This is a genomic window from Corynebacterium urealyticum DSM 7109, assembly GCF_000069945.1.
Classification (GTDB): domain Bacteria; phylum Actinomycetota; class Actinomycetes; order Mycobacteriales; family Mycobacteriaceae; genus Corynebacterium; species Corynebacterium urealyticum.
In genome coordinates this window covers 330,048-354,006 of sequence record NC_010545.1, presented here as the reverse complement: position 1 = coordinate 354,006, position 23,959 = coordinate 330,048, and the positions used below count along the sequence as shown (strand labels likewise).

Genomic DNA, 23,959 nt, shown 5'->3' with positions numbered 1-23,959 from the left:
CGGGTTAAACGACAAAATGTGTGTCCGGATTCGTCGATTTGTTTGGGTTGATCAGGGGTAATCCGGAAAGTATATGCTCCTAGAGCATATATCCGCCCCGGGGCAGCGAAATACCGGGTGTGACAGCAGCGTGTGGTAGGAGCTGGTGTTGGCATTGATCAATGCCAAAGAACAGACCACGCTGCCACTGCGGCGGCGAGATGAAACGCAACGGTAAGACCTCCGCCAACCGCACCCGGTGGCGGTGCAAAATCTGCGGCGCTTCCACCACCAAGCAGCGCCCCGATATCACCAACTCAGCAGCCTTCGCAGCATTTATCACCCACCTCACAACCGGTGCGAGCTTGGAAACCGCTGCCGCCGAAGCAGGGTGTCATCCGCGTACCCTGCAACGCCGGTTTGAACACTTCTGGCTAGTTGATGTCCCCGATCCCACGATCGGGCACGAAGGCCGGGTCTACGACCAGGTCTTTCTTGACGGCACCTACACCGCCGGCGGATGCTTGATTGTTGCCGCCACCTTGGATCACGTCATCGCTTGGCACTGGTGCACACGTGAGACCACCCGCGACTACCAAAGGCTCCTCGAACGTATCCCCGCGCCCCTGATCGCTGTCATCGACGGCGGCCAAGGCGCTGCCAGCGCAATCAAGACATGCTGGCCTGCAACGAAAGTGCAGCGCTGCCTCGTTCACGCCCAACGCGTGGTGCGTCGGCACACCACCTCACGCCCCCGCACCGATGCAGGACGAGCGATTTACCAGCTCGCGCTCAACCTCACGAAGATCACCGCTCTTGACGAGGCAGCCGAGTGGGGTGCACAACTGCACGAATACGGCACTATCTACCGCGACTGGATGAACCAGAAAACGTTCACAACCGACCCAGCGACACGGCAACGCACCTGGTCATGGACGCATGAACGCACCCGCAAGGCCTACAACAGCCTCAACCACCTATGGCGCAACCAGCTGTTATTTGTCTATCTCGACCCACCTGACGGTGTCCTCGATGTCAGCCGGATCAAATCCACCACCAACAGCCTGGAAGGCGGCATCAACGCCCAGTTGAAACTGCTTGCCCGCACCCACCGCGGCAGATCCGGTGAACACCAACGCCGGATGCTGGATTGGTGGCTGTACCTGCAAACGGAACTGCCTGACGACCCCGTTGAGATCGCCAGGCAGTCCAACTGGGGCCAGGACCAACTCGCCAAAGTATCCACCCTGACCCAAACCGAGAACCAAGCCGACCACGAAACAGGACGCCCAGCCCTCTACGACAACGCTATCGACACCGACTACACCCACTCAATCGGCATCCAAAAAGGCCACATCTAACCCCGCGACACGCCGAGCCAGACACACATTTGGGGACGCGGACATTTTGTTGGACAGTTTCGGGTCACGCTACATGAAGTTTTCGGTAGGCGGTGATACTCACACCGCCTAGACTGGTTTTGATCCGGTGGTTGTTATAGAACTCGATGTATCGCGCGATGGCTTCTTCGAGCTCTTTGGTGGTTTGCCAAACCTTGCCGTAGTACATCTCATTTTTCATACGGCCGAAAAATCCTTCACACGCTGCGTTATCTGGGCTGCAACCCTTTTTAGACATTGAGCTGACAATCCCGTATTTAGCGGTCAAACTGCGCCAGGTGCTACCGCGGTAATGTGCACCCCGGTCAGAATGAAGCACCAGGGAACCATCTGCTTCTGGCTGCTCCGCTTCAATGGCAGCAAGCAGGGTTTCCTGCGCCAACTCCATAGTGGGGTGCACGCTTGTTTTCGCGGCGACGACCTTGCCGTCAAAACAGTCGATTATGGCAGAGAGGTACACGCGACTATCGTGAGCTGCAAAAACACTGATGTCAGTTAGCCACAACTTGTTTGGGCTGTCAGCGTGAAAATTACGGTTCACCAAGTTGTCCGGAGCTGGTGAAATTTCTCCCTGATAGCTGGAGTACCTCCACTTGCGTTTCGGAAAGCGGGGCACGATTCCTTCTTCGCGCATGAGGCGACGAACAACCTTCTCGCTGATGATGATCCCACGATGACGCAACTCCCACCACATGCGTCGATAGCCGTACGTGTTGTCCGACTGCGCGTCGATGGCATGGAGTATGTCACGGATATGCTCGTGCTTATCGGGCCGGCTGCGTTGTTGAAGGTGGTAGTAAAAACTCGATTGTGCAAGGCCGATAGAGGCGAGCAGCATCGGCAAGGGGAAGTCAGGGCGTAGCGCGTCAACCACTGCGGTCTTTTGTCTATTACTGAGCTGACCTGGGATGACGCTGACGTCTTTTTTTACAAGCTCCAGCTCCTTTTCCAATACAGCTTTCTCGACCAGCAGCTTGGCCATCTGTTCTTTCAGTTCAGATGGATCATCCGGCAAAGATTTTTCAAGGGCTGCTCGGGTGGGGATGCGAGCACGTTCTTCTCGTTCCTTTTTCGACATCAGCCCCCATTGTCCCTCTTCACGATGGCGTTGTGTCCAAGAATAGACGCTCATTTTTGACCTCAGCCCACATTCTTGAGCGATGTCAGCTGGGCTCCAGCCGGCGTTGAAAAGTTCGACAGCACGAAGCTTGACCTCAAACGGGTAACGCGTCAAGGTTTTCGCCTGCTTACGCGGTCTACCTGGAGTGGTGGGTTCACGCAACCATTTGTACAGCGTCCATCTCCCCGGATACCCCAGCTGCCGGGTCGTCTTCGTCACCGACTGAGTGCGCTTATAAACCTCAATCGCTCTGCGACGCTGCTGATCTGTGTACGAACGGTTCATAAGTGGAATCCTCCAAGATCCCGTCCGCATCCCCTTTTGACCCTTAACCCGTCGAACATCCAGGTGCGGTAGCGCTCCAGGTCGCCGTCTTTAAGCTCGTAGCCCGCCCACTCGGCCACCACGCTCAAGGTGTTGGGGAAGCTGCCGCCGATAGTTTTAGCGCGCACCTCCGGGGTGAGCGGGCGGCCCAGCAGCTCGCCGAGCTCGAAGGTGGCCTTACCCCACAGCGGTTCGGTGTCGATGAGGGTGCCGTCCATGTCCCAGAGGACGGCCTTCGGCCTACTCAAGTTCCGGAAGCTCGTTGAGAGCCTCGTCCGTGGCGCCGGTGGCGGCCGCCGCACGGAACACCAAGGTCTCGATGTCGGCCTTCTCCTCCGGTTCAAGCACCGCGTTGGCGTGCTTTTCGTTGAACTCCTCGAGGTTCTCGTAGAACGGCGCCACGACCTTCACCAGCGCGTCGCCCTCAGGGTCGTCGCCAAGCAGATCGAGGGCGTCAAGGAACATCTCAAGCCGCTTCTTCAAATCCGGCAGCACCGCCGGGTCGAAAGGCTCTTCCCACAGGTCCTTGTCCTCGTCCTGCAGGTAGGAACCGGTGGCGAAGGTGGTCAGGTCGTCGATGAATTCGTCTACCTCGGGCTGAAACTGGGCCCGAATCGAGTTGTCCGCAGCTGCGCTCATGGGCCCATTGTGCGTGAGGCGCGCTAAATGCGCACCCCGAGCAGCCCGTCGAGGGCGGTGGCGATGATCTGGTTGCAGTCGCCGGCTGCGCCGTCGAGAAGCGAAAGTGCCTCCGGGGTGTTCAGATCGTCCGCAAGAATCGCGCGAAGCTTATCGACGACTTCCGTCGCCTCCGCCTCAGAAACCTCGCCGGCGAGCTGCTCGCGCCAACGCGTAAGGCGCTCCTCGGCCTCGGCCAGGATCGCGTCGGAGAAGTCCCGGTCCTCGCGGTAGTGGCCCGCAAAGACAGCCAGGCGGATCGCCGACGGGTCGTGGCCTGCCTCCGAGAGCTTGTGCACGAACACGAGGTTGCCCAGGGACTTGGACATCTTCACACCGTCGAGGGCGATCATGCCGGCGTGGACGTAGTGCCCGGCCATGCGCTCGACCTTCAGCGCGGCCTCCGCGTGCGCGGCGGAGAACTCGTGGTGCGGAAATGCCAGGTCAGATCCGCCGCCCTGGATGGCGAAGTGGCTGCCCAGGCGGTTGGTGGCAATCGCGGAGCACTCGACGTGCCAGCCCGGCCGGCCCGGGCCGAACGGCGAGTCCCAGGCGGGCTCGCCCTCGCGGTGGCCGCGCCACACCAGCGCGTCCAGCGGGTCGCGCTTGCCTTCGCGGTCCGGGTCGCCGCCACGTTCCGCGAAGTACTCCTCCATTGTGGCGCGGTCCAAGTTGGACTCGTAGCCGAACTGCTCGGTGGCGTCGATGGAGGCGTAGATGTCGCCCTGGTCGAGCTCGTAGGCGGCGCCGGCGTCGAGAAGCTGCTGCACCATTGCGATCACCTCGTCGACTGACTCCATCGCGCCGATGTAGTCGCGCGGCGGGATCACGGACAGGATCTCCATGTCGCTGCGGAACAAGTTGATCTGGCTGGTGCCGAGTTCGCGCCAGTCCACGCCGTCGCGCTCTGCGCGCTCGAACAGCGGGTCGTCCACGTCGGTGATGTTCTGCACGTAGTGGACCTTGTGGCCGTTGGCGAGCAGCTGGCGCTGCGCCAGGTCGAAGGTGAGGTAGGTCGCGGCGTGGCCGAGGTGGGTGGAGTCGTACGGGGTGATGCCGCAGACGTACATCCCCACCTCCCCGTTCGCATCCGGGGTGGTGTCTACTTCCTTGACGCGCTGATCGGCGGTGTCGAAGAGCTTCAGCGGCACCGGGGTGCCAGCGACTGCGGGTACGGACGGGTCGGGCCATGCATGCATGCGGACAACCCTACAACTAGGCGGCCATCACGCCAGTGCCGAGCAGCGCCATCACGAGAAGGCCCAGCGGAATGCGGTAGGCGGCGAACCACGCGAACGAGTGGTTGGACACGAACTTCAGCAGCCAGGCAATGGAGATGTAGCCGACCACAAACCCGATGCCGGAGCCGACGAGCAGCTGCAGCCCGCTTGCCGCCTGGCCTGCCTGGGGGTCGAAGGCGTCCGGCAGGGAAAACAGCCCGGAGGCAAGCACTGCCGGGATGGCCAGCAGGAAGGAGAAACGGGTGGCCACTTCGCGGTCCAGATTGAGGAACAGGCCGCCGGAGATGGTGCCGCCGGAGCGCGACACACCCGGGATGAGCGCCAGGCACTGCCACAGGCCCATCACAACCGCGTCCTTCATAGTCAGTTCCTCGAAGCCGCGGGTCTTTTTGCCGCGGCGCTCGGCCAGGATGAACACCAGTGAGAACAGGATCAGCACTGTGGCGGTGATCCAGAGGTTGCGGAAGTTCTCGCGGATGAGGTCTTTGAGTAAAACGCCTGCAAGACCGACCGGGATGGTGCCGGCGATGACCATCCAGCCCATGCGGTAGTCGAAGTTCCGCTTGGATTTGTCCGCGAGGCCGGCGAACCAGGCGGTGAGGATGCGCCAGATGTCTTTGGCAAAGAAGACCAGCACGGCAAGCTCCGTTCCCAGCTGGATCACAGCGGTGAAGCTGGCGCCGGCGTCTTCGCCCCAAAATAGTTGGGAGACGATGCGCAGGTGGCCCGAGGAAGACACGGGCAGAAACTCGGTGAGGCCCTGGACAATGGACAGGACGATCACCTGGACCCAGGACATTGTGGTGGCGGGATCAGTCATGGCGAAAGACACTACCCCGCCTACTTAGCCATCGCGGTGCGCGACGGGCGCGTTGCTAGGCTTTGACCTTGTGAATGCTCGTTTGTTTGCCCCCAGTTCCCGCCTCCGCTTTGTCGCAGTTTCCGGTGCAGTCGCGGCTGCCCTGGCGTTGAGCGCCTGCGGCGCGTCTCCCTCTGCCAAGATCGAGGAAGCCGGCGGAGAGGCAGCTGCGAACATGGGCAGCGCTGAGCCGGTGCAGTCCCCGCAGTCGTCGGACCCGGCGGGCGACCTGGTCGACTTCGAGCCGGTGAGCGATGTGGACGAAACGAACGGCCGCATCGGCGTTCGCACTTCAAGCGCGCTGACTATCGGCACCCTCGAGGAGATTCAGCAGGGCAAGGCCGCCCGCCACGAGCTGGACCAATCCTGCGGCGAGGCTTCCGCCAACGCCGGCACCTTCGCGCTCGCCTGCGCAGGCGAGATCAAGCTCTTCGGAGACCGGGAGGAGACTATCGCCACGGATAAGCCGGTCACGGTGGCCACGGTGGCGTCGACAGGCGAGGTGCTCGCAGGCAGCGACACTGAGCGCAAGATCTGGGTCTTCGACGGCGGCGAGCTCAAAGACACCATCGACGTCGCACGCGAGACCGATCAGCTCCAAGCGGTGCAGGTGGACGGCCAGCGCGACTCCGTGGTGCGAACCAACCGCTTCGACACCACCATCCAGGACATCGACTGGAACGGCTCGCGCCAAGGCGGCACCCTGCGCGTCGGCCTGGGAGTGGGCAAGGTGCGCGGCGGCGAGCACGGCCTGGTGCTGGCTGCGGATTCCACCGGCAACCAGCTCCACGTCTACACCACCGACGGCATCATCCGCCTCCAGCAGTCCGCGCCGGTGCCGGAAGGACCCTGGGATGCCGCGTGGGACCCCGCGCAGCGCCTCGCCTGGGTCAGCTCGCTGGCCAGCAACACCGCCACCGGCTACGACATCTCCCAGGGCATTCCGGTGAAGCGCAAGCACTTCGCCACCGTCGCAGATGCCCAGAGCATCATTACGCTTGACGACGGCACCGTGGTCGCCGCCTCCGCATCCGGCGACGGCATCCAGATCGTCTCCCCCGCCGACCAAACCGAGAGCAACTAGGAGAAAAACCCATGACGCTCTACGACCGCGCACTCAAGCTCATGTTCCTGCTGCCGCCGGAGCGCATCCACGGCATCATCAGCGGCGCGCTGCAGACGCTGCACCTGGCCACCCCGGTCAACCGCGTGATGGAAAAGGCCGTGCGCGTGCACGACCCGGTGCTGCGCCAAACCGTTTTCGGCGTGGACTTCCCCGCCCCGCTGGGGCTGGCGGCCGGCTTTGACAAGAACGCCGAGGCGATCGACTCCTGGGGCGCGATCGGCTTCGGCTACGCTGAGATGGGCACCGTGACCCCGAAGTCCCAGCCGGGCAACCCCACGCCGCGGCTGTTCCGCCTGCCGGAGGACAAGGCGATTTTGAACCGGATGGGTTTCAACAACAAGGGCGCGCTCGTGGTCGCCGACAACCTCCGCGCGCGGCGCTCCCGCGACGTGGTGGGCATCAACATCGGTAAGAACAAGACCTCCGAGGACGCCGTGGCGGATTACCGCGCCACCTCGACGCTTCTGGGTCAGCTTGCGGACTACCTGGTGGTCAATGTCTCCTCCCCCAACACGCCGGGCCTGCGCGACCTGCAGGCGGTGGAGGAACTCCGCCCGATCCTGGAAGTGGTGAAGAAATCCACCACCACCCCGGTGCTGGTGAAGATCGCGCCGGATCTTTCCGACGAAGACATCGACGCCGTGGCTGACCTCGCCGTCGAGCTGGAATTGGCCGGCATTGTGGCCACCAACACGACCATTTCCCGCTCCGGGCTGAAAACACCCGCCTCCAAGGTGGAGAAGATGGGCGCGGGCGGCATCAGCGGAGCCCCGTTGGAGAACCGCTCGCTTGAGGTGCTCAAGCGCCTCCACGAGCGAGTCGGCGACAAGCTGGTGCTCGTCAGCGTCGGCGGCATCTCCACGCCCGAGCAGGCGTGGGAGCGCATCACCGCGGGCGCGAGCCTGCTGCAGGGCTACACCCCGTTCATCTACGGCGGGTTGGGCTGGATCCGCGGCATCCACCGCGGGATCGCCGCGCAGATCAAAGCCCACGGCCTGGACTCGATCGAGCAGGCCGTGGGCAGCGGGCTGGAGTGGAAGGCGCTCTAAGCGTGTCCGGCTGCGCTGCGGCGCAGCACCACCGCGCAGAGGCCGGCGGCGAGCGCCCAGCCGATCAGCCAGAACGGCGTGGTGGCCATCAGCTCGGTGTCGGGCGCGATGAAGCCGAGCCCGATGAGCACCACGGCCACGATTAGCGCGCCGACCTGGGTGCGTGAGCCTTCCTGCTTGGTGTTGTAGGTGGCGAAGGCGCCGACGATGGCGACCGCCACGATGATGGAGAGCACCTGCGGGGTGACGGGGAACGCGGCGTCGCCTCGAAGCAGCGCCAGCACGGCGTAGAGCACGAGCACGAGTGCGATGCCCATGAACGCGCCGCCGACGCGGAGTTGCACTGGAACCATTCGGCGAATCTTACTGGTTTTCGTACCAGCCCCAGATGATTGCCCGGCCGAGCGAGTGGAAGTTCAGGTTGAAGCCGAGCTGGGTGGGGTTGGCAATCTCGTCCGCGGGAAGCTCCGTGTCCACCGCGTGGACGGCGAACAGGTAGCGGTGCGGGCCGTGGCCGGCCGGCGGGTTCGCGCCGTAGTAGCCCTTGACGCCGCTGTCGCCGGTGAGCACCACAGCGCCAACGCCGAGGTCGTCCTTCGCGCCCGCGCCGGCGGGCAGCTCGGTGACGTCAGCCGGGATGTTGAACGCGGACCAGTGCCAGAAACCAGAGGCGGTCGGCGCGTCCGGGTCGAAGCAGGTCACAGCGTACGTCTTGGTGCCCTCCGGGGCGCCGGACCAGGACAGCTGCGGGCTAGTGGCATTGTCGCCGGCCAGCGAGTCGGCGAGGCGCTCGCCGTCGACGATGTCCTCGGACGTGATGTCGAAGGACGGCACGTCCGCCAGCGCGGCGTACGGGTCGGGGCCGGGGAAACGGTCGGAAACATAATTTGCAGTCATGTCCCCATTCCTACCGGAGAGTTAGTGACCGCCGCCACTCCACGCAGCGAACAGTTGCGCGTATCTCCCGTCGGCGGCGACGAGTTCGGTGTGGGTGCCGTCCTCGATGATGCGCCCGGCGTCCATAACCAGGATCCGGTCCGCGGCCGCCGCCTGGTCTAGGCGGTGCGCCACCACCAGTGCCGTGGTGTCTGCGGTGATCCGCGCGGCGGCGTCTTCCAGCGCGTTGGTGGCATCGCTGCCGGCTTCCGCTGTGGCCTCGTCCAGGATGAGCACCTTCGGGCCCGACAGCGCCACGCGTGCGAGCGCGAGCTGTTGCTCCACCTCCGGGGGTATGTCCTCCGCGCCCGCGCCGACGGCGGTGTCCAGCCCTTTCGGGAACAGGCGCGCGAACTGGGTGCCATCGGGGTCGAGCCCGACGCTTGCCAGCGCACGCAGCAGGTCCGCGTCGGTCGCGTCCTGCGCAGCCATCGAGAGGTCCTCGCGCAGGGTGCCGGCGAACAGGTGGACATCCTGGGTGAGCAGGGTGACGTTCTTGGCGGTCCACGTATCGCTGACCTGCGAGGTATCCACCTCGCCCACCCGGATGCACCCGGAAGTGGGCTCCACTAGCCCCGCAATGAGCGCGGCAAGCGTGGACTTGCCGGCGCCCGACGTGCCCACCAGCGCCGTGGTTGTTCCCGCCGCGAGCGTGACAGAGAGGTCCTCCAGCACGTTGGCGCCGCCCGGGTAGGCAAACGAGACGTGGTCGACTTCCACGTCCACCGGCTCCGCCAGATCCTCCGGAACGGCCGTAGCTTCACGCCCGTCCGCGAGCTTGGCCAGGCTCACCGCGCGGCCCACTGCGGTGGCCGCGCTCTGCAGCTCGCCGACGAAGAACAGGGCGTTGAACACCGTGACCTCGGCGCGGATGACCATGAACACGGCGGCACTCGCCTGGCCCGGGCTGACGGCACCGGCCGTCGCGAGCCACGCGCCGACGCCAAGCGTGAGCAGCACCCACGCGGCGAAGGCGACCTGGCCGATTCCCGTGAGGCGGATGAACCACGGCACGCGGTCCATTTCCGCCTCCACCGCACCCCAGGAGGTCCGCCGCATCCGGGCCAACGCCCAGCGCTCCAAGTCGAAGGCGCGCAGCGTGGGCAGGCCCCGGACGGTGTCCAGCAGCACCGCGTTGCGACGCGCCTCCGCCACGCTCACCGCGTTGGAGGCATCCGGGATGGCGCGGACCACCGCGCGGGCGAACGGGTAGGTGCATATGCAGATCAGAAGCAGGATCAGGGCGAAGCGGACGTCGATAAGCAAAAGCCCGATGAACGTGATCGGGAAGACGAACACGGTGGTGAGCACGCGCGAGCCGATGGCGGTGATGGTTTGGACGACGTCGTCGATGTCCTTGGTCATGCGTGTGATGACGTTGCCGGTGCCGAGCTCCATCACCCGCGGCACTGGTGCGCGCAGGATCGCGTCGAGGCAGCGGTGGCGCAGGTCGATGGACGCGCGGGCGACTTTGAGGCCCACTACGTAGTTGCCGAGGGCACGCAAGAATATCTCGACGAGCATGCAGACCAGCGCCAGGCCGACGGTCAAAACGAAGGCGCGGGTGCCGGTTCCCAGCAGTGGCACTGATCCGCCGGTGAGCGGGTCGACGCTGCGGCCGAACAGGTTCGACTGCGTGGTGTAGACAGCGACAATCAGCGCCTGGATGATCAGCAAACCCGCCCACCAGCGCTTGTCCAGAGCGTTGGGTAGCGCAGACAGGTAAGCGAAGGTCTCCTTCACGCTCGCGGGGGCGACCGCGTCTGTGCGTTCGTACTCGCGCGCCATCTACGCCACCTCCAATGCGGTGCCGGCGTGCTGCCACGCCGCGTTTCCGGTGATGACCACGGTGGTCTTGTCTGCCCTCAGCGCGGCGACGGCCTCCACGACGTCCGCCTGTGTCACGGAATCGAGCCCCGTGGTTGGGTCGTCCAGGATGAGCACGTCCGGGTCAGCGGCGAGCGCCCTGGCAAGCGCGACGCGCTGACGCTGCCCGCCGGAGAGGTTCAGGCCGGTCTCGCCCAGCGGCGCGTTCGGCAACTCGCCTGCTTCGTTGATACCGCCGAGCCTGCGGAGGATGTCTTGGCAGTGGGCGGCGGCGAGCGCTTGCTTGACGACGTCCTCCGGCACATCCCCGCGCGGGTTCACGTTGTCTGCGATGGTGCCCTCAAACACGTTGACGGTGTGCGGCGGGAACAGCACGTCTGCGCGCTGCGCCCACGCGGCGGCGGTGGCGTAGGAACGCTCCTCCGGCTCGAGGATCCACAGCCCCGCGCCTGGGACCGGTGTGTCTGTTAGCTCGGGCCCCGCGGTGTCGTCGCCCGCGTGGTGCAGCTGCTCGATGCGCTGGCCACTCGCGACGGCCCTGCCCCACCCGCTGGCCAGGTCGCCGAACGCTAAGCCCGCCATGGTCAACGCAGGCTGCACCAACAGTGCCACGGATGTCAGCTGCCCCGGGGTGATCTCCCCGCGCAGCGTCATCCACGCGCTCAAGCCCACGATGCCAAGGTTGCACAGCCACGCCACGCAAAACCTGGCGAAACCGAGCCACACCTCCACACGCAGGTGCGTGAGCATCAAGCGCTTCGCCTTCGCCGTTTCGGCGTGAAAACGTGTTGCCACGGTTGCACCCGCGCCTAGGCCTTTGACGGTGCGAATGCCTTGCGACGCATCCGTGGCCAAGCCAGCGACATCCGCCTCCGCGGCGCGACGCTTCAACGACACCCGCGTCACCGGCCCCGCGGTCCACGCGGCGAACAGAGCGATGATCAGCGCGCTGGCCGGGATGGCCAGTGAGATCCACGGGGAGACCGACCACATCGCCACCATCGCGCAGACCGCGTAGCCGATGGCCATGAGCGGAAACGACAGCAGCTCGCGGTAGCGGCCGACGGTGTTCGCGTCCGCGTCGATGGTGTTGAGTACGGTGCCGGGGCTCATCGCTCCCGCCCCGCGGCGCAGCACGCCCGAGGACAGGTGCTGCTGCGCGTTGTGGGTCACGCGGCGCACCGAGGCTGTGGCCAGGCCGTCGCCGGTGGCCTCGCCGATGAATTGGATGATGAAGATGCCGACCAGCACCGCGAAGAGCCACCATGCGTTGAACTTTTCTTCCCCCACCAGGCCGTCCACGATCATGCCCACCACCACCGGCACAAACGCGGCGATGCCGGAGCCGATGAGGTAGCTCAGAATGTGCAGCACCAGCACGCCCGGGTAGGCGCCAACCATGTCCCTGACCACGCGGTTCCCGCTGCTCCAGCGCGCCGGGTGGAGCCGCGCCGGATCGTCCGCTGGTGGGACGGGCGGGACGAACCAGCTGTACGTCTTCATTCTGCGCGGCGGTGGGATCATGCTGGAAGATCTAGCAAATTTTGGGTTAAGGGTCAAAAAGTGTGTCCAGAATCGCGGATTTTCACGGATTGACCTGTAGGTTTCCGGAAAGTATATGCTCCGGAAGCATATATCTAGCCCCCGACGGGAAATCCTCGGTGTGGCAGCCGTGATGTGCTATGCGCGGCGTGGTGTGGTGTCGCAATGTCGAAGAACCAACCACGCTGCCACTGCGGCGGTGAAATGAAACGCAACGGCACCACCAGCAAAGGCACCACCAGATGGCGCTGCAAACAATGCGGCGCCTCCAGCGTCAAACGTCGAAACGACATCACCAACGCGGCAGTGTTCACCCAGTTCATCGAGCATTGCACCACCGCAATATCACTCGACGACCTAGCCAAACGAAACGGTGTTAGCCGCGCCACCATGAAGCGGCGCTTCAAGTGGTGCTGGCTCGTTGATGTGCCTGACCCCACCGCCGGCCACCACAAGCGGATCTACGACCAGGTATTTCTCGATGGCACCTACACCGCCGGTGGCTGCCTGATCGTCGCGGCGACCATCGACCACGTGATCGCCTGGCACTGGTGCAAACACGAAACCACCCGCGACTACCAACTGCTGCTTGAACGCATCGAAGCCCCACTCATCGCCGTCATCGACGGCGGCCAAGGCGCATACAGCGCAATCAAAAAGTGCTGGCCGACTACGAAAATTCAACGCTGCCTCGTCCACGCCCAACGCGTGGTCCGCCGCTACACCACCACCAACCCACGCACCGATGCCGGGCGCACCATCTACCGACTTGCGCTGAAACTGACCCGGATCACCACACTGGATGAAGCCGCCGCGTGGGGTGTGCAACTGCACGAGTTTTCAACGATCTACCGGGAATGGATGAACGAGAAAACCATGATCAAAGACCCCAAAACAGGTGCATGGACCCGCGTGTGGACCCACCACAACGTGCGCAAGGCCTACAACAGCCTCAACCATCTTTGGCGGTCCGAGATGCTGTTTGTCTACCTCAACCCGCCAGCAGGAGTCCTTGCGCCCGAGCGGATCAAATCCACCACCAACAGCTTAGAAGGCGGCATCAACGCCCAGCTCAAACTGCTCGCCAGAACCCACCGCGGCAGATCAGGCGAACGACAACGCCGCATGCTGGATTGGTGGCTCTACTTAAAAACGGAACTGCCTGACGATCCAGTACGAATCGCCAGGCAGTCCGACTGGGGCCAGGGCCAACTCGCCAAAGTATCCACCCTGACCCAAACCGAGAACCAAGCCGACCACGAAACAGGACGCCCAGCCCTCTACGACAACGCTATCGACACCGACTACACCCACTCAATCGGCATTCAAAAAGGCCAAATCTAACCCCCGCGACACGCCGAGCCAGACACACATTTTGACCCTTAACCCACGAGCGCGCTGGTGTGGCGGGAAAAGGCACAAGAAAAGCCCTCCACGTGGGAGGGCTTGAATAATACCGCTGCGCTTAGCGGGACAGTTACGGCTAGACGCCGAAGACCCAGCGAACACCGAGGCCGGTGACGTAGTCCACGCCAGCAACCAGAGCAGTCATCAGGATGAGGAAGACCAGCACGACCAGGGAGTAGGTCACCATCTCGCGGCCGGTCGGCCAGATGACCTTGCGCATCTCGGAGATCACGCCACGGAGGTAATCCGCGATGGCGGTGAATGGGTTGCTCCGGGTTTCGACGACCTCGGGGGAGGTCGAAGCGCTGGTCGCGCGAGCCGTGGTGGCCTGGCCAGCGACCTGACGCTTACCGCTGGGGCGCATGGAGCCTCCGGAAGCGTTCGCTCCGGAGCCTTCGGCCCTGTTGCTATCTTCGCTCACGTGGTTACTCCTTCGGGCGCCCGCATGGGCGGGCGTACTTTGCAGGGGTGACAGGACTTGAACCCGCAACCTACGGTTTTGGAGACCGTTGCTCTACCAATTGAGCTACACCCCTAAAACTGTGGCAACGCCGGGTTGGTGACCGCGATTTTACCCGCAGACAACGCACCATGCGTGCAACACGGGAGTAGCCTAGCAATTTTCCATTCAGTTAGACAACTTGCCACGTTTTCCGCAGCACGACCGCACTCGTTGGAGGCATGAACACGCGAGGTTGGGCGCGCTCCAGCCCCGGATCCGACTGCTCCCCATGGAACGCGGCGAACCAAGGCGGCGGTGAGGGTGGCGTCGTCAATAAAAAAAATGGACCCCGCGGAAAAACCACGGGGTCCTAAATCAGTAGCGGTGCCGGGACTCGATCCCGGGACCTCACGATTATGAGTCGTGCGCTCTAACCAGCTGAGCTACACCGCCACAGCCACTTACACGACCAGCCACGGCCAGCGTAAACAGGTCACGTGACGGCCACATAAAATGACAGAGCCCCCTGACGGAATCGAACCGTCGACCTTTTCCTTACCATGGAAACGCTCTGCCGACTGAGCTAAGGGGGCGCAACTTAAATCGACCGAACCTAGCGAAGTAATTCGCTGTGGCCCGTTGATCGAAGCCTGAAGTAGCATAACCAGTTTCCAATAAGAAGCACAAATCTGCACGTCGTAGCTGGTTTCCGCGGTCGGTATGGCTGCGTCTTGGGTGGCATTAGGCGGTGGATCGCGCGATTGCCTCTTCCGCTGGGCGGGCCAGCTGTTTTATAGTTTCTAGTTGCGCCGTTTTCGGGTGTTAAGGGGCGTCCTGGGGTTTTAATTCAGGCGCTTTCCGGATGATGCACCGTCCGGCGCATGGCACACCCCTCACGGGGCAAGGAGGTTCGAGTCCTCTCAATCATTTTATTCCGCGCCGCCCGGGAGCCCTTCGCTTGCGGCCTGCGGCCCGGCCCCGACGAGCGCCTGCGAGCGTTCCGACGCGCCGACGCCCCGCCGTCTGCGAATCCCACGCGGCGCGGAATTTTCAACTTCACATTCGCCTGCACCTTGCATGCTGCCGATTCAGGTGGTGACACATGTTCTTCAATCGCAACCGCAACTTTGGCTCCTGGATGGAGTACGTCGAAGCCGACGCACCGCTGTCGTGGCGCCCATCCTTCCCGCGCAGCCCGATCCCGCTGCCCGGGCACGTTGTACTGCGCTCCCGCGACGGCGAGGTGACCGCGCTGTCCCGTCCGGGGTTTGCGCTGCCCACCGACCGTTTCGTGCAGGTCGATCAGCGCCGCCGCCAGCTTTCCTTCGCCCCGCAGCGGATCCCCACCGCCGAGGGGCAGGACGTCACCCTGACCTTCGTGCTGACCGTGCGGGTCAGTGATCCCGTGGCTTTCCTCACCGCCGCTGACGAGCCGGATCGGGAGGTCTACCTGGCCGCCCAGATCGCCCTACGGGAGCTGGTGGCGACGAAGCCGCTGGCGGAGTTCATCGGGCAGCGCATCGACCTCTCCCCCGTCGCGGAGGCCGCGCGGGAGGCCGGCGCGGCGGTCGGCGTCGAGGTGCTGGGCGATGTTCACCTCAAGGATCTCTCCCTGCCGCACGGCGTGGCCGAGGCACTGAGCCAGGCGGAGGTGGATAAGCTCACCGCTGCCAGCGAGCTGGAGCGGGCGCGCACCGAGGTAAAGATCACCCGTGCGCGCATGGGTACGGCGAAGGTACTGGAGCAGAACCCGCTGCTGGCAAAAATCCGGCTGCTGGAGGCCCTGCCGCCGGGCACCACCCTGGAGCTACGCGACCGGTCTCTGGATTCGGCAGATCAGCCTCGGGAACCCCGGGACCGGGGCGAACTCGACAGCTAGCTAGCTTCGGGCACCCTTACGGGGCCAGCCCCCCTTTCCCGGTGGAGCCTCCCCCCCTAAAAAGAAAAGGAGCCGGGTCCCGTACGGGACCCGGCTGCCGATTCGGCAGGTTTTAGTGCTGCCCCTCGGCGAACTCCTCAACCAGCTTCGCATTGAAAGCCTCAAGATCGGCCGGAGTGCGGGAAGAGACCAGGCCGTTGTCCACGTGGACCTCCTCGTCGACCCACGTTGCCCCAGCGTTCTGAAGGTCAGTCTTCAACGACGGGTACGAGGTCAGGGTACGGCCGCGGAGAACGTCCGCGTCGGTAAGGATCCACGCACCGTGGCAGATCACCGCGAGCGGCTTTCCAGCCTCGACGTGCTTCTTCACGATCTCGACCGCTGCCTCATCCATGCGCAGCTGGTCGGCGTTTCCGGTACCGCCCGGAAGGATAATCCCGTCGAACTCAGCGTCACGGGAGCTCTCGGTCGAGGCATCCGCCTCTGCGGTAGAACCGTTCTTGCCCTCAATTTTCTCGCCACCAGGGCTGAGAACGGTCACTGTGCCGCCTGCCTGGCGGACAGCTTCAACTGGGGAGCTGAACTCACTGTCCTCGAACCCATTCGTCGCGAGAACACCAATGCGCTTGCCATCTAGCTTTGCCATGTGTCGCTCCTTTCTAAAGAACGTAGACCTCCATGGTGCCACCAAAACCCGGCGAGCAACACCCCGCTCCCCCACACACCAGTGCTACTCGCTTAATCTGTCACCATGATTACAGGCGCTTTGAAAAACCAGGTGGATGCCATCTGGAACACCTTCTGGTCCGGCGGCATCTCCGAGCCGGTCTCCGTGATCCAGCAGTTCACCTATCTTCTCTTCATGCGTCAGCTGGACGAGCGCCAGGCGAACAATGACTTCCAGCGCGAAGCCCTCGGCGTAGAACCCGACATCCCTGATGTCTTCACCGAGGATCAGCAGCACCTGCGCTGGCGAAACCTCATGGAAATCTCCGACGGGAGCGACCGCCGCGAGGTCATCGTCAACGAGGCCTTCCCCTTTATCCGCAACCTCGGCGGCTCGGGCTTCGGCCGCCACATGCGCGACGCCTCCTTCGGTATTGAGAACCCCGCCACCCTCCTGCGGGTGATGGAGCAGGTCGATGCCCTGGAGTTCACTAACCGCGATATGTCGGGCGACCTGTATGAGTACATGTTGTCGAAGTTGGCGTCCTCGGGCACGAACGGGCAGTTCCGCACGACGAGCCACATCATTGATCTCATGGTGGAGCTGATGCGCCCGGCTCCGAAGCATCGGGTGATTGATCCGGCGTGCGGTACGGCGGGGTTCCTGGTGGGTGCGAGGGAGTGGACTCGCCACCATCATGCGGATGAGTTCATGGATCGCCGTGTCAGTGATTGGTACACGCAGCGCGCGCTGACGGGTTTTGATTTCGATTCGAGCATGGTGCGGATCGCGGCGATGAACATGTTCATGCATGGTTTCGAGGATCCGAATATTAGTTACCGGGATTCGCTGCAGCAGGTGCCGGAGGCGGATCGTGAAGCTTTCGACATCATCCTCGCCAATCCGCCTTTCGCTGGCAGTATCGACGAATCGAGCTTGGACCCGGAGCTGGCGAACCTCATTTCCTCCAAGCGCACGGAGCTGTTGTTCCTCGCACGTTTCCTCACGCTGTTGAAGCCAGGTGGGCGTGCGGCGGTGATTGTGCCGGAGGGTGTGTTGTTCGGGTCGACGAAGGCGCACCGGGAGATCCGGAAGCATCTGATTGATGAGCAGCGTTTGGATGCGGTGATTAAGTTGCCTTCGGGGACTTTCAAACCGTATTCGGGGGTGTCCACGGCGATTCTGTGTTTCACGCGCACGGATCGGGGTAGCACGGATGATGTGTGGTTTTACGAGGTCACGGCGGATGGTTACTCGTTGGATGACAAGCGCACCCCGCTTTTGGACGCCAACCTGCTCGGTCCTCGCCCGACCGAGCGCGTTGCGGATTCTTCCGTCCCCGGCGATGACCCGGCGGAGGTGCTGCTTACTTCGGAGCAGCATGAGGCTAATAACTTGCCGGATGTGCTGGCGCGGTGGGTGGAGCGTTCCGGGAAGGAGAAGGAGCGGGCTCGGACGGAGCAGTCTTTCACTGTGCCGGTGGCGGAGATCCGCGAGGCTGGTTATGACTTGTCGATGAACCGCTACAAGGAGATCGTTTTTGAGGCGGAGGATACTCGCGATCCTTTGGAGATCATCGGGGAGATTAAGGAGCTGGACTCGGCTATTGCTGAGGGGCTGGCGGAGTTGGAGGAGATGCTGCGCGGGGGTGAGGAGTAATGGCTGCGGATCACGACTGGCCGATGGTGAAGCTGGGGGATCTCGGCCGATTCGCAAGCGGCGGCACCCCTAATCGTAAACGTGAAGAGTTCTATCAGGGCGAAACCCCTTGGATTTCCAGCGCAGATATTTCCGAAGATGGAAAAATCACTGCACGCCGCTTCATCACCGACGAAGCAATCGCGAAGAGTGCAACAACAGAAGTTCCGGCGGGGACCTTATTGGTCGCGGTTCGCATCGGCGTTGGCAAGACCGCAATCACCACAAGCCCAACATGCTTCAGTCAAGATGTCGTGGCGCTCCTCGACACCGACCCGAACGAGGTATCTACAGGATTCCTTCAGCACTTGATCACATGGTTACGCCCCCATCTGGAACAAATCGCCCGCGGGGTAACCATCAAGGGCATTACGATCGGCGATCTTAAGGATCTGAACATCCCCCTCCCTCCGCTGGCTGAGCAGCGCCGCATCGCCAAGATCCTCGACACTGTCAATATTCAGATCCACCGAACTAAAGAGGCCTCGAACTATCTGAAAGATGAGCTAGCAAGAGCATTTTTTCAGCAGTTGGGCCGTAATTCTCAACCGGCGCAGATCAAAACTCTAGCCACGGTGACAACCGGCAGCACACCAAGCCGAAAGCATCCCGAGTATTACGGTGGTTCAATACCTTGGGTAAAAACTAATGAGGTCTCAGGAACTGCCATCACGAGCACAGAGGAGACAATTACCGAAACTGGCCTGGAGAACTCTAGCTGCAAAATCAATCCACCAGGAACGGTCTTGGTTGCTATGTACGGGCAAGGGCGGACCAGAGGTAGCGCAGGCATACTACGCATCCCCGCTACCACTAACCAGGCTTGCGCTGCGATTTCTTGTACAAATCCTGCCGATAGCGATTACGTATATTTCGCGCTTAAGGCTAGCTATGAAGAACTGCGCTCTCTTGGACGTGGCGGTACCCAACCAAACCTAAACCTCGGATTGATCAGAGGTTTCTCTATACCCTACCCTCCGGCAGAACAGAGGGAAGAGCTCACAATCACCATCAAGAAGATGGAAAATTTAAATCATGCATACGAGACTCAGCTTCAGAAGCTCGAAGAGCTGAACGCCTCCCTTTCCGCACGCGCCTTCGCCGGGAAGCTGTAAAGCTCCCGCCGGCGCGGCCAGGCAGGCGGGCATGGCGTCCTAAATAAAGAAGCGTATTCGAACGCCGCACAGCGATGTCCGGGGCGTTTTGCTAAAACACTAAGCAGACCCCACACCATCCCGAACCCACGACCAGAACTCCCACGGAGCAGCAATGACCAGCCCCACCCCACCACCCAGCAACTTCGGCTTCGTGGCACAAGTCTGGCCGGCCCTGCTCAACGACTGCGTCCAAGCCGAACGCAACGCACTGACCAACCCCATCACCTCCTGCTTCTACGCCCGCCGCGTACTCGAAAAGGTCGTGCGGCACATCTGGGAGTTCCGCAACCTCGGTTTCGCCGCGGACACGAGCATCTTCGGCCGGATGCAGGACGAACGCTTCACCACCATCGTCCCCCAGGCACAGCTGGATAAGCTGCACTTCCTCCGCATCAACTGCAACAACGCCGTCCACGACAGCGACGTCCCCATCACCCCGCAGCTCGCCGTGCGTGTGGTGACGCACCTTTTCGACGTGCTCACCTGGGCCACCGCACGGCACTCCACAAACCCGCAGGCCCAGCCGCGCGCACCCTTTAACCAGCAGGCGCTGAAGAATCACCACCCGGCCACGCAGATGGGCCGGGCGCAGCTACAGAAACTCAACGCGCAGTTGCAGGCCAAGGATGAGGAACTCAGCAACACTGCCCTACTGCTCAGCGAGGCAGAACAGGCACGGCTTGAGGAAGCCGAGAAGCACGCCGAGGAACGCGCCCGCTTCGCCACCCGTCAAGCCAAGGTGGAGGAAGAACACGCCGAAACCGAGGCCGAGCTGGCCGCGGCGAAAGAGGAGCTTGCCCGGCTCGCCGCGGAACGGGATGCCGAAATCGAGCGGCTGCGCGCCGAACTGCGTGATGAGCTAGCGAAGGAAGCGGGAGCCGGCACTGCCCCGGCGCTCCCGCCGAGCATCAGCGAAGCCGAGACCCGCAAGGACCTCATCGACCCGATGCTCGCCGCCGCGGGCTTCGTGCAGGGCAAAAACCTCACCATCGAGCACCCCGTTCAAGGCATGCCCGTGGGTGCGGAAAGCCCCCGCGGAAACGGTTACGCGGACTACGTGCTCTGGGACGATGACGGCAAACCCCTGGCCGTCGTGGAAGCCAAACGCGCCAGCGGCAGCCTCAGCGAAGGCGCGGTGCAGGCCCGGCTGTACGCCGATTGCCTGGAACACAAGCACGGCCAGCGGCCCATCATCTTCTGCACCAACGGGCACCAAATCAGCATGGTCGATGACCAAACCAACCTGCCCGGCAGCGGGGCCGGCTACACCGCCCGCGCCGTGGAGGGCTACCCGGATGCGGCGCAGCTGCGGCGGATGATTAACCGCCGGCACACCCGCAAGCCTTTGTCGCAGGTGGTCGTGGACCCGGACATCGCGGGCCGGGACTACCAGCAGGAAATGATCCGGCGGGTCACGGAGGCCTTCGAGAGTCAGCTGAAGCGGCGGGCCCTGCTGGTCATGGCCACGGGTACTGGTAAGACCCGCGTGGCGATCGCGACGGCAAAGCTGCTGCGCCAGGCGAACTGGGTGGGCAAGGTTCTTTTCCTAGCCGACCGCACGGCCCTGGTGGATCAGGCACACGATAACTTCGTGGACCTCTACCCCGACTCCGCGCCCGTGAACCTGCTTCGCGAACCGGAGGGCACGGGCGGAGTGTACGTCTCCACTTATCAGACAATGATGGGGCTCATCGACGATGACGGCGAGCACCCCGCGGCCTTCCGCCCCTTCGACTTCGACCTTATCATCATCGACGAAGCCCACCGCTCGATCTACCACCGCTTCAAGCGCATCCTGGATTATTTCGACGCTTACGTCCTCGGGCTGACCGCCACCCCGCGCGCCGAGGTCACGCACAACACCTACCAACTCTTCGACATCGAAGATAAGACCCCGACCGGCTCCTACACCCTGGAGCAGGCCATCGAGGACAAGTACCTCGTCCCGCCGCAGGTGCTCGCGCAGGACTCCCTGTTCCTGCGTTCCGGGGTGCGCTACGAGGACCTGGACGAGGAAGAACAGCTGCTGTGGGACGCCGCCGAATGGGGCACCGACGAGGACGGCAACCCGCTCGACCCGCCAGATGGGGTCACGGCTGCTGAGATCAACTCCCGGCTGTACAACCGCGACACGATCCGCGGGGTGCTCCGGACCTTGGTGGAGCAAGGCATCAAGGTCGAGGGCGGTGACCGACTGGGTAAGACCATCATCTTCGCCAGGACCCAGCGCCACGCGGAACTCATCAACGAGGAACTGGGGCGCTGCTTCCCGCAGCAGGCGGGCGAGAGGGCGGCGGTGATTACCCACTCCACGAGGTACGCCGCGGAGGAGCTGAAGCGCTTCAAGAACCCCGCGGGCACCCTGGACATCGCCATCAGCGTGGACATGCTCGACACCGGGGTGGACGTGCCCGAGGTCGTGAACCTCGTGTTCTTCAAACCCGTGTACTCGGCGACGAAGTTCTGGCAGATGATGGGCCGCGGCACGAGGCTGCGCCGGGACCTTTTCGGGGAGAACCTGCATAAGGATAAGTTTCGCGTCTTCGACTTCTGCGGCAACGTGCGCTTCTTCACCGAGCAGCTGACTGAGGAGCCGGGGGTCGGGCGGCAGCAGACGCTCTCGGAGCGGCTGTTCTTGAGCTGGGCGACGATGGTGTGGCTGCTTGGGGAAGAAGCTGGTGCGAGTGTTGGTGCTGGCGACGGCGGTGGCGCTGCCGGCAGCGGGGCTGGCGGTGGCGCTGGCGAGCTGGACGGGCCACTGGAGGACTACCGCGAGGGGCTCATCACCGAGCTGCACGCGACCGTTCAAGCGATCACCCCAACCAACATCCAGGTCCGCCCCACCGACCGGCCAGTGCTGGAGCGCTTCTCCCGCCGCGACCCCTGGGAAGGACTCGACGAAGCCGGGCTTGAGCAGCTCGCCGAGCACGTCGCGCACCTGCCGATGAAAACCCTGAAGGAGAAGGAAAGCGCCAAGCGCTTCGACCTGCTGATCCTCCAGCTCCAGCTGGGGCTGATCCGCGCCGACGGCAGCTGGGCCACCAACCGCCTCAAGGTCGAACGCATCGCGCAGGAACTGATCGAGGTCTCCGAGAACCTCCCCTTCGTTGCAAACGCCCTGCCCACCCTCGAATCCCTCGTGAATTCCGAATGGTGGAAGGGCGCGACCATCACGGAGCTGGAGCTCGTGCGGCGGAATATCCGCGACCTCGTGGAGTTCGTGCCGCGCGGTAAGCGCCAAGTCGTCGTCTTGGACGTGGAGGATGAGTTCGGGGAGATCGCGGAGGTTGATATCCCGCTGGAGCATTCCGCGGCGGAGGTGAATGTCAGCCGGGTCGAAGCGGAGCTTCGGGAAGCCCTGGCCAAGCACGGCGACTCACTATCGATGCAAAAGCTGCGTACGGCACGGCCATTGAGCAACGTGGACGTCCAGAACCTCGAGCACATGGTCGCCGAGGTCGGCCTGGAGGGCGTGGACGAGGTGCAGAAGTCCCTGGGTGGGGACACGATCCCCGCGTTCGTGCGGCGGCTGGTGGGCCTGGATGAGGCGGCGATGAAGGCGGAGTTCGAGGACCTGCTGGAGGGATCGACGCTCAGTGCGCAGCAGATCGGGTTCATCCGCTACGTGATCAAGGTGCTGGTCGCCAACGGTGGGCTGACGATGCAGGAGGCCGCTGGGGAGAGCTTCTACCCGCACGGGCGGGTGGTGGACCTGTTCCGCGATAACCAGGCTGTGGTGCTGGAGTTGAAGAACCGCCTGGACCGCATCAACTCGACCACCGAGGCGGGTTAGGTCGAGGCCACGCCCCTGCCGCGTAAAAATACAGCAGATCTTCGACAGTTGAGGCGGAAAAGTGTCGGAGGTCTGCTGCATTTCTGCCGTGCTCGGCGGGTCTGACGCGGAAGAAGGGCACATCGCCGGGCGAGGTAGCCGGGTCCCGCTAATCCTGGGCCTTAAGCCTCCGTTTCACCCAGATCACCACTTCAGCGATGCTCAGGATCAGACTCACCCCGAGGCTGAAGATGGTGCCGTACTTCACGACCTTGTAAAGCCATTCAGGCCCGTTGAAGTGCTGCAGCAAGAAGAGCGCCACAGCGCCGGTGATCAGGGTGCCGATGAAGTTCATCACCCATCGCCCATCGCCGAGCCCCATCTCATCGGCGATCTTGGGCTCAGCATCGGCACCGGTGGAAGCTTCCGGAGCTAAGACACCGGCCGCTGGGGCATCCTCGGCGACTCCCCCTACTGTCGCGCTAGCAGCCTCCGCGCGCCCTTCTGTCTGCCCAGGCACACCGGACCCCATACCCCCTGCAGGGCTGCCAGCGGCTACGGACATTGGCGCGTCCTGAAAGTCCTCCAGATGCGCAAGATACGGGTTATGGACCTGCCGGGGCGCAGGCGTCCGATACTCCGGCCAAGGCGCGCTCGATGATCGATGATCCTCCGCGGAACTGGCATCGCGGCCGACAAAGCCAGTGCCTTCATAGGGGTTATTTGTCACCAGATCATCTTAACGGTTCCAGCGCCGCTCCCGTTGCTGATCGTTTTGTCACTTTCGAGGCAAAAATCGACAAAAACCGTCAGCACCGCGGAAGGGGAAGGCGAATCGGAGTGGCGGGGAGGCGGG

At 63.2% G+C, this 23,959-nt stretch carries 20 protein-coding genes and 3 tRNA genes; 8 read left to right on the top strand and 15 right to left on the bottom strand.

All coding sequences use genetic code 11. The features are described from left to right. Positions 1 to 161: 161 nt before the first annotated feature. The gene (locus CU_RS01445; RefSeq protein ID WP_012359546.1) at positions 162 to 1,340 is read left to right on the top strand and encodes an IS256-like element ISCur2 family transposase; all 1,179 of its coding nucleotides are present in this window, start codon (positions 162 to 164) and stop codon (positions 1,338 to 1,340) included. 64 nt (positions 1,341 to 1,404) lie between these two features. On the opposite strand, the gene CU_RS01440 is transcribed toward CU_RS01445, so the two are convergent. Genes CU_RS01440 through CU_RS01420 form a run of 5 tightly spaced genes read right to left on the bottom strand, consistent with a single transcriptional unit; the run spans position 1,405 to position 5,562 of the window. Beyond that, the gene (locus CU_RS01440; protein WP_012360835.1) at positions 1,405 to 2,784 is read right to left on the bottom strand and encodes an IS3 family transposase; all 1,380 of its coding nucleotides are present in this window, start codon (positions 2,782 to 2,784) and stop codon (positions 1,405 to 1,407) included. Continuing rightward, positions 2,781 to 3,071: an HAD family hydrolase gene (locus CU_RS01435; RefSeq protein WP_231837711.1), complete on the bottom strand. Its 291-nt coding sequence runs from the start codon at positions 3,069 to 3,071 to the stop codon at positions 2,781 to 2,783. Before CU_RS01435 ends, CU_RS01440 begins: the two co-directional genes overlap by 4 nt. Continuing rightward, a complete protein-coding gene (locus tag CU_RS01430; RefSeq protein ID WP_012359543.1) occupies positions 3,064 to 3,462 on the bottom strand; it encodes a hypothetical protein in 399 nt (132 codons plus the stop codon). Before CU_RS01430 ends, CU_RS01435 begins: the two co-directional genes overlap by 8 nt. Before the next feature lie 23 nt (positions 3,463 to 3,485). Next, a complete protein-coding gene (gene mshC / locus CU_RS01425; RefSeq protein WP_012359542.1) occupies positions 3,486 to 4,700 on the bottom strand; it encodes a cysteine--1-D-myo-inosityl 2-amino-2-deoxy-alpha-D-glucopyranoside ligase in 1,215 nt (404 codons plus the stop codon). 16 nt (positions 4,701 to 4,716) lie between these two features. Continuing rightward, positions 4,717 to 5,562: an undecaprenyl-diphosphate phosphatase gene (locus CU_RS01420; protein ID WP_005396288.1), complete on the bottom strand. Its 846-nt coding sequence runs from the start codon at positions 5,560 to 5,562 to the stop codon at positions 4,717 to 4,719. A 70-nt stretch (positions 5,563 to 5,632) separates the two neighbouring features. On the opposite strand from CU_RS01420, the gene CU_RS01415 reads away from it, so the two are divergent. Further along, positions 5,633 to 6,685: a YncE family protein gene (locus CU_RS01415; RefSeq protein WP_041628447.1), complete on the top strand. Its 1,053-nt coding sequence runs from the start codon at positions 5,633 to 5,635 to the stop codon at positions 6,683 to 6,685. 11 nt (positions 6,686 to 6,696) lie between these two features. Beyond that, positions 6,697 to 7,776, top strand: a complete 1,080-nt coding sequence (locus CU_RS01410) for a quinone-dependent dihydroorotate dehydrogenase (protein ID WP_005390938.1) — start codon at positions 6,697 to 6,699, stop codon at positions 7,774 to 7,776. Here CU_RS01410 and CU_RS01405 read toward each other — a convergent pair. The 4 genes from CU_RS01405 to tetA are packed head-to-tail and all read right to left on the bottom strand — an operon-like array spanning position 7,773 to position 12,042. Continuing rightward, complete coding sequence (locus CU_RS01405; protein WP_005390939.1) at positions 7,773 to 8,129, bottom strand: hypothetical protein; 357 nt, start codon at positions 8,127 to 8,129, stop codon at positions 7,773 to 7,775. The genes CU_RS01410 and CU_RS01405 overlap by 4 nt on opposite strands. 10 nt (positions 8,130 to 8,139) lie before the next feature. Next, entirely contained in the window at positions 8,140 to 8,673 is a 534-nt protein-coding gene (locus tag CU_RS01400) for a YbhB/YbcL family Raf kinase inhibitor-like protein (RefSeq protein WP_005390941.1), read from the bottom strand. A gap of 21 nt (positions 8,674 to 8,694) precedes the next feature. After that, positions 8,695 to 10,500 carry an ABC transporter ATP-binding protein gene (locus CU_RS10860; RefSeq protein WP_012359540.1) on the bottom strand — a complete coding sequence of 602 codons (1,806 nt, stop codon included), beginning with the start codon at positions 10,498 to 10,500 and terminating at the stop codon, positions 8,695 to 8,697. After that, the gene (gene tetA / locus CU_RS01390) at positions 10,501 to 12,042 is read right to left on the bottom strand and encodes a tetracycline efflux ABC transporter TetAB subunit A (protein WP_041628446.1); all 1,542 of its coding nucleotides are present in this window, start codon (positions 12,040 to 12,042) and stop codon (positions 10,501 to 10,503) included. A gap of 204 nt (positions 12,043 to 12,246) precedes the next feature. Between tetA and CU_RS01385 the strand changes: the two genes are divergently transcribed. Next, positions 12,247 to 13,425, top strand: coding sequence for an IS256-like element IS1249 family transposase (locus CU_RS01385; protein WP_005323424.1), 1,179 nt, complete (start codon positions 12,247 to 12,249; stop codon positions 13,423 to 13,425). A 139-nt stretch (positions 13,426 to 13,564) separates the two neighbouring features. Here CU_RS01385 and secE read toward each other — a convergent pair whose 3' ends face one another. From secE to CU_RS01365, 4 genes are all read right to left on the bottom strand, one after another. Then, on the bottom strand, positions 13,565 to 13,909 hold the full coding sequence (gene secE, locus CU_RS01380) for a preprotein translocase subunit SecE (protein WP_262368111.1): 345 nt from the start codon (positions 13,907 to 13,909) through the stop codon (positions 13,565 to 13,567). Positions 13,910 to 13,951: 42 nt separating this feature from the next. Continuing rightward, a tRNA-Trp gene (locus CU_RS01375) sits at positions 13,952 to 14,024 on the bottom strand. A gap of 285 nt (positions 14,025 to 14,309) precedes the next feature. Further along, a tRNA-Met gene (locus CU_RS01370) sits at positions 14,310 to 14,383 on the bottom strand. 67 nt (positions 14,384 to 14,450) lie between these two features. Continuing rightward, a tRNA-Thr gene (locus CU_RS01365) sits at positions 14,451 to 14,523 on the bottom strand. A 509-nt stretch (positions 14,524 to 15,032) separates the two neighbouring features. Here CU_RS01365 and CU_RS01360 point away from each other — a divergent pair. Beyond that, complete coding sequence (locus tag CU_RS01360; RefSeq protein WP_012359537.1) at positions 15,033 to 15,809, top strand: SPFH domain-containing protein; 777 nt, start codon at positions 15,033 to 15,035, stop codon at positions 15,807 to 15,809. Between the two features lie 112 nt (positions 15,810 to 15,921). On the opposite strand, the gene CU_RS01355 is transcribed toward CU_RS01360, so the two are convergent. Next, complete coding sequence (locus CU_RS01355) at positions 15,922 to 16,455, bottom strand: type 1 glutamine amidotransferase domain-containing protein (protein WP_012359536.1); 534 nt, start codon at positions 16,453 to 16,455, stop codon at positions 15,922 to 15,924. A gap of 105 nt (positions 16,456 to 16,560) precedes the next feature. Here CU_RS01355 and CU_RS01350 point away from each other — a divergent pair, with 105 nt between their 5' ends. The 3 genes from CU_RS01350 to CU_RS01340 all read left to right on the top strand — a co-directional run bounded on the left by CU_RS01350 (position 16,561) and on the right by CU_RS01340 (position 23,124). Continuing rightward, positions 16,561 to 18,135, top strand: coding sequence for a type I restriction-modification system subunit M (locus tag CU_RS01350; protein ID WP_012359535.1), 1,575 nt, complete (start codon positions 16,561 to 16,563; stop codon positions 18,133 to 18,135). Then, positions 18,135 to 19,289 carry a restriction endonuclease subunit S gene (locus CU_RS01345; protein ID WP_012359534.1) on the top strand — a complete coding sequence of 385 codons (1,155 nt, stop codon included), beginning with the start codon at positions 18,135 to 18,137 and terminating at the stop codon, positions 19,287 to 19,289. Before CU_RS01350 ends, CU_RS01345 begins: the two co-directional genes overlap by 1 nt. A gap of 154 nt (positions 19,290 to 19,443) precedes the next feature. Further along, positions 19,444 to 23,124 carry a DEAD/DEAH box helicase family protein gene (locus tag CU_RS01340; RefSeq protein WP_012359533.1) on the top strand — a complete coding sequence of 1,227 codons (3,681 nt, stop codon included), beginning with the start codon at positions 19,444 to 19,446 and terminating at the stop codon, positions 23,122 to 23,124. A gap of 148 nt (positions 23,125 to 23,272) precedes the next feature. Here the strand turns inward: CU_RS01340 and CU_RS01335 are convergent, their stop codons facing one another. Then, a complete protein-coding gene (locus tag CU_RS01335) occupies positions 23,273 to 23,668 on the bottom strand; it encodes a hypothetical protein (protein ID WP_012359532.1) in 396 nt (131 codons plus the stop codon). Positions 23,669 to 23,959 lie beyond the last annotated feature (291 nt).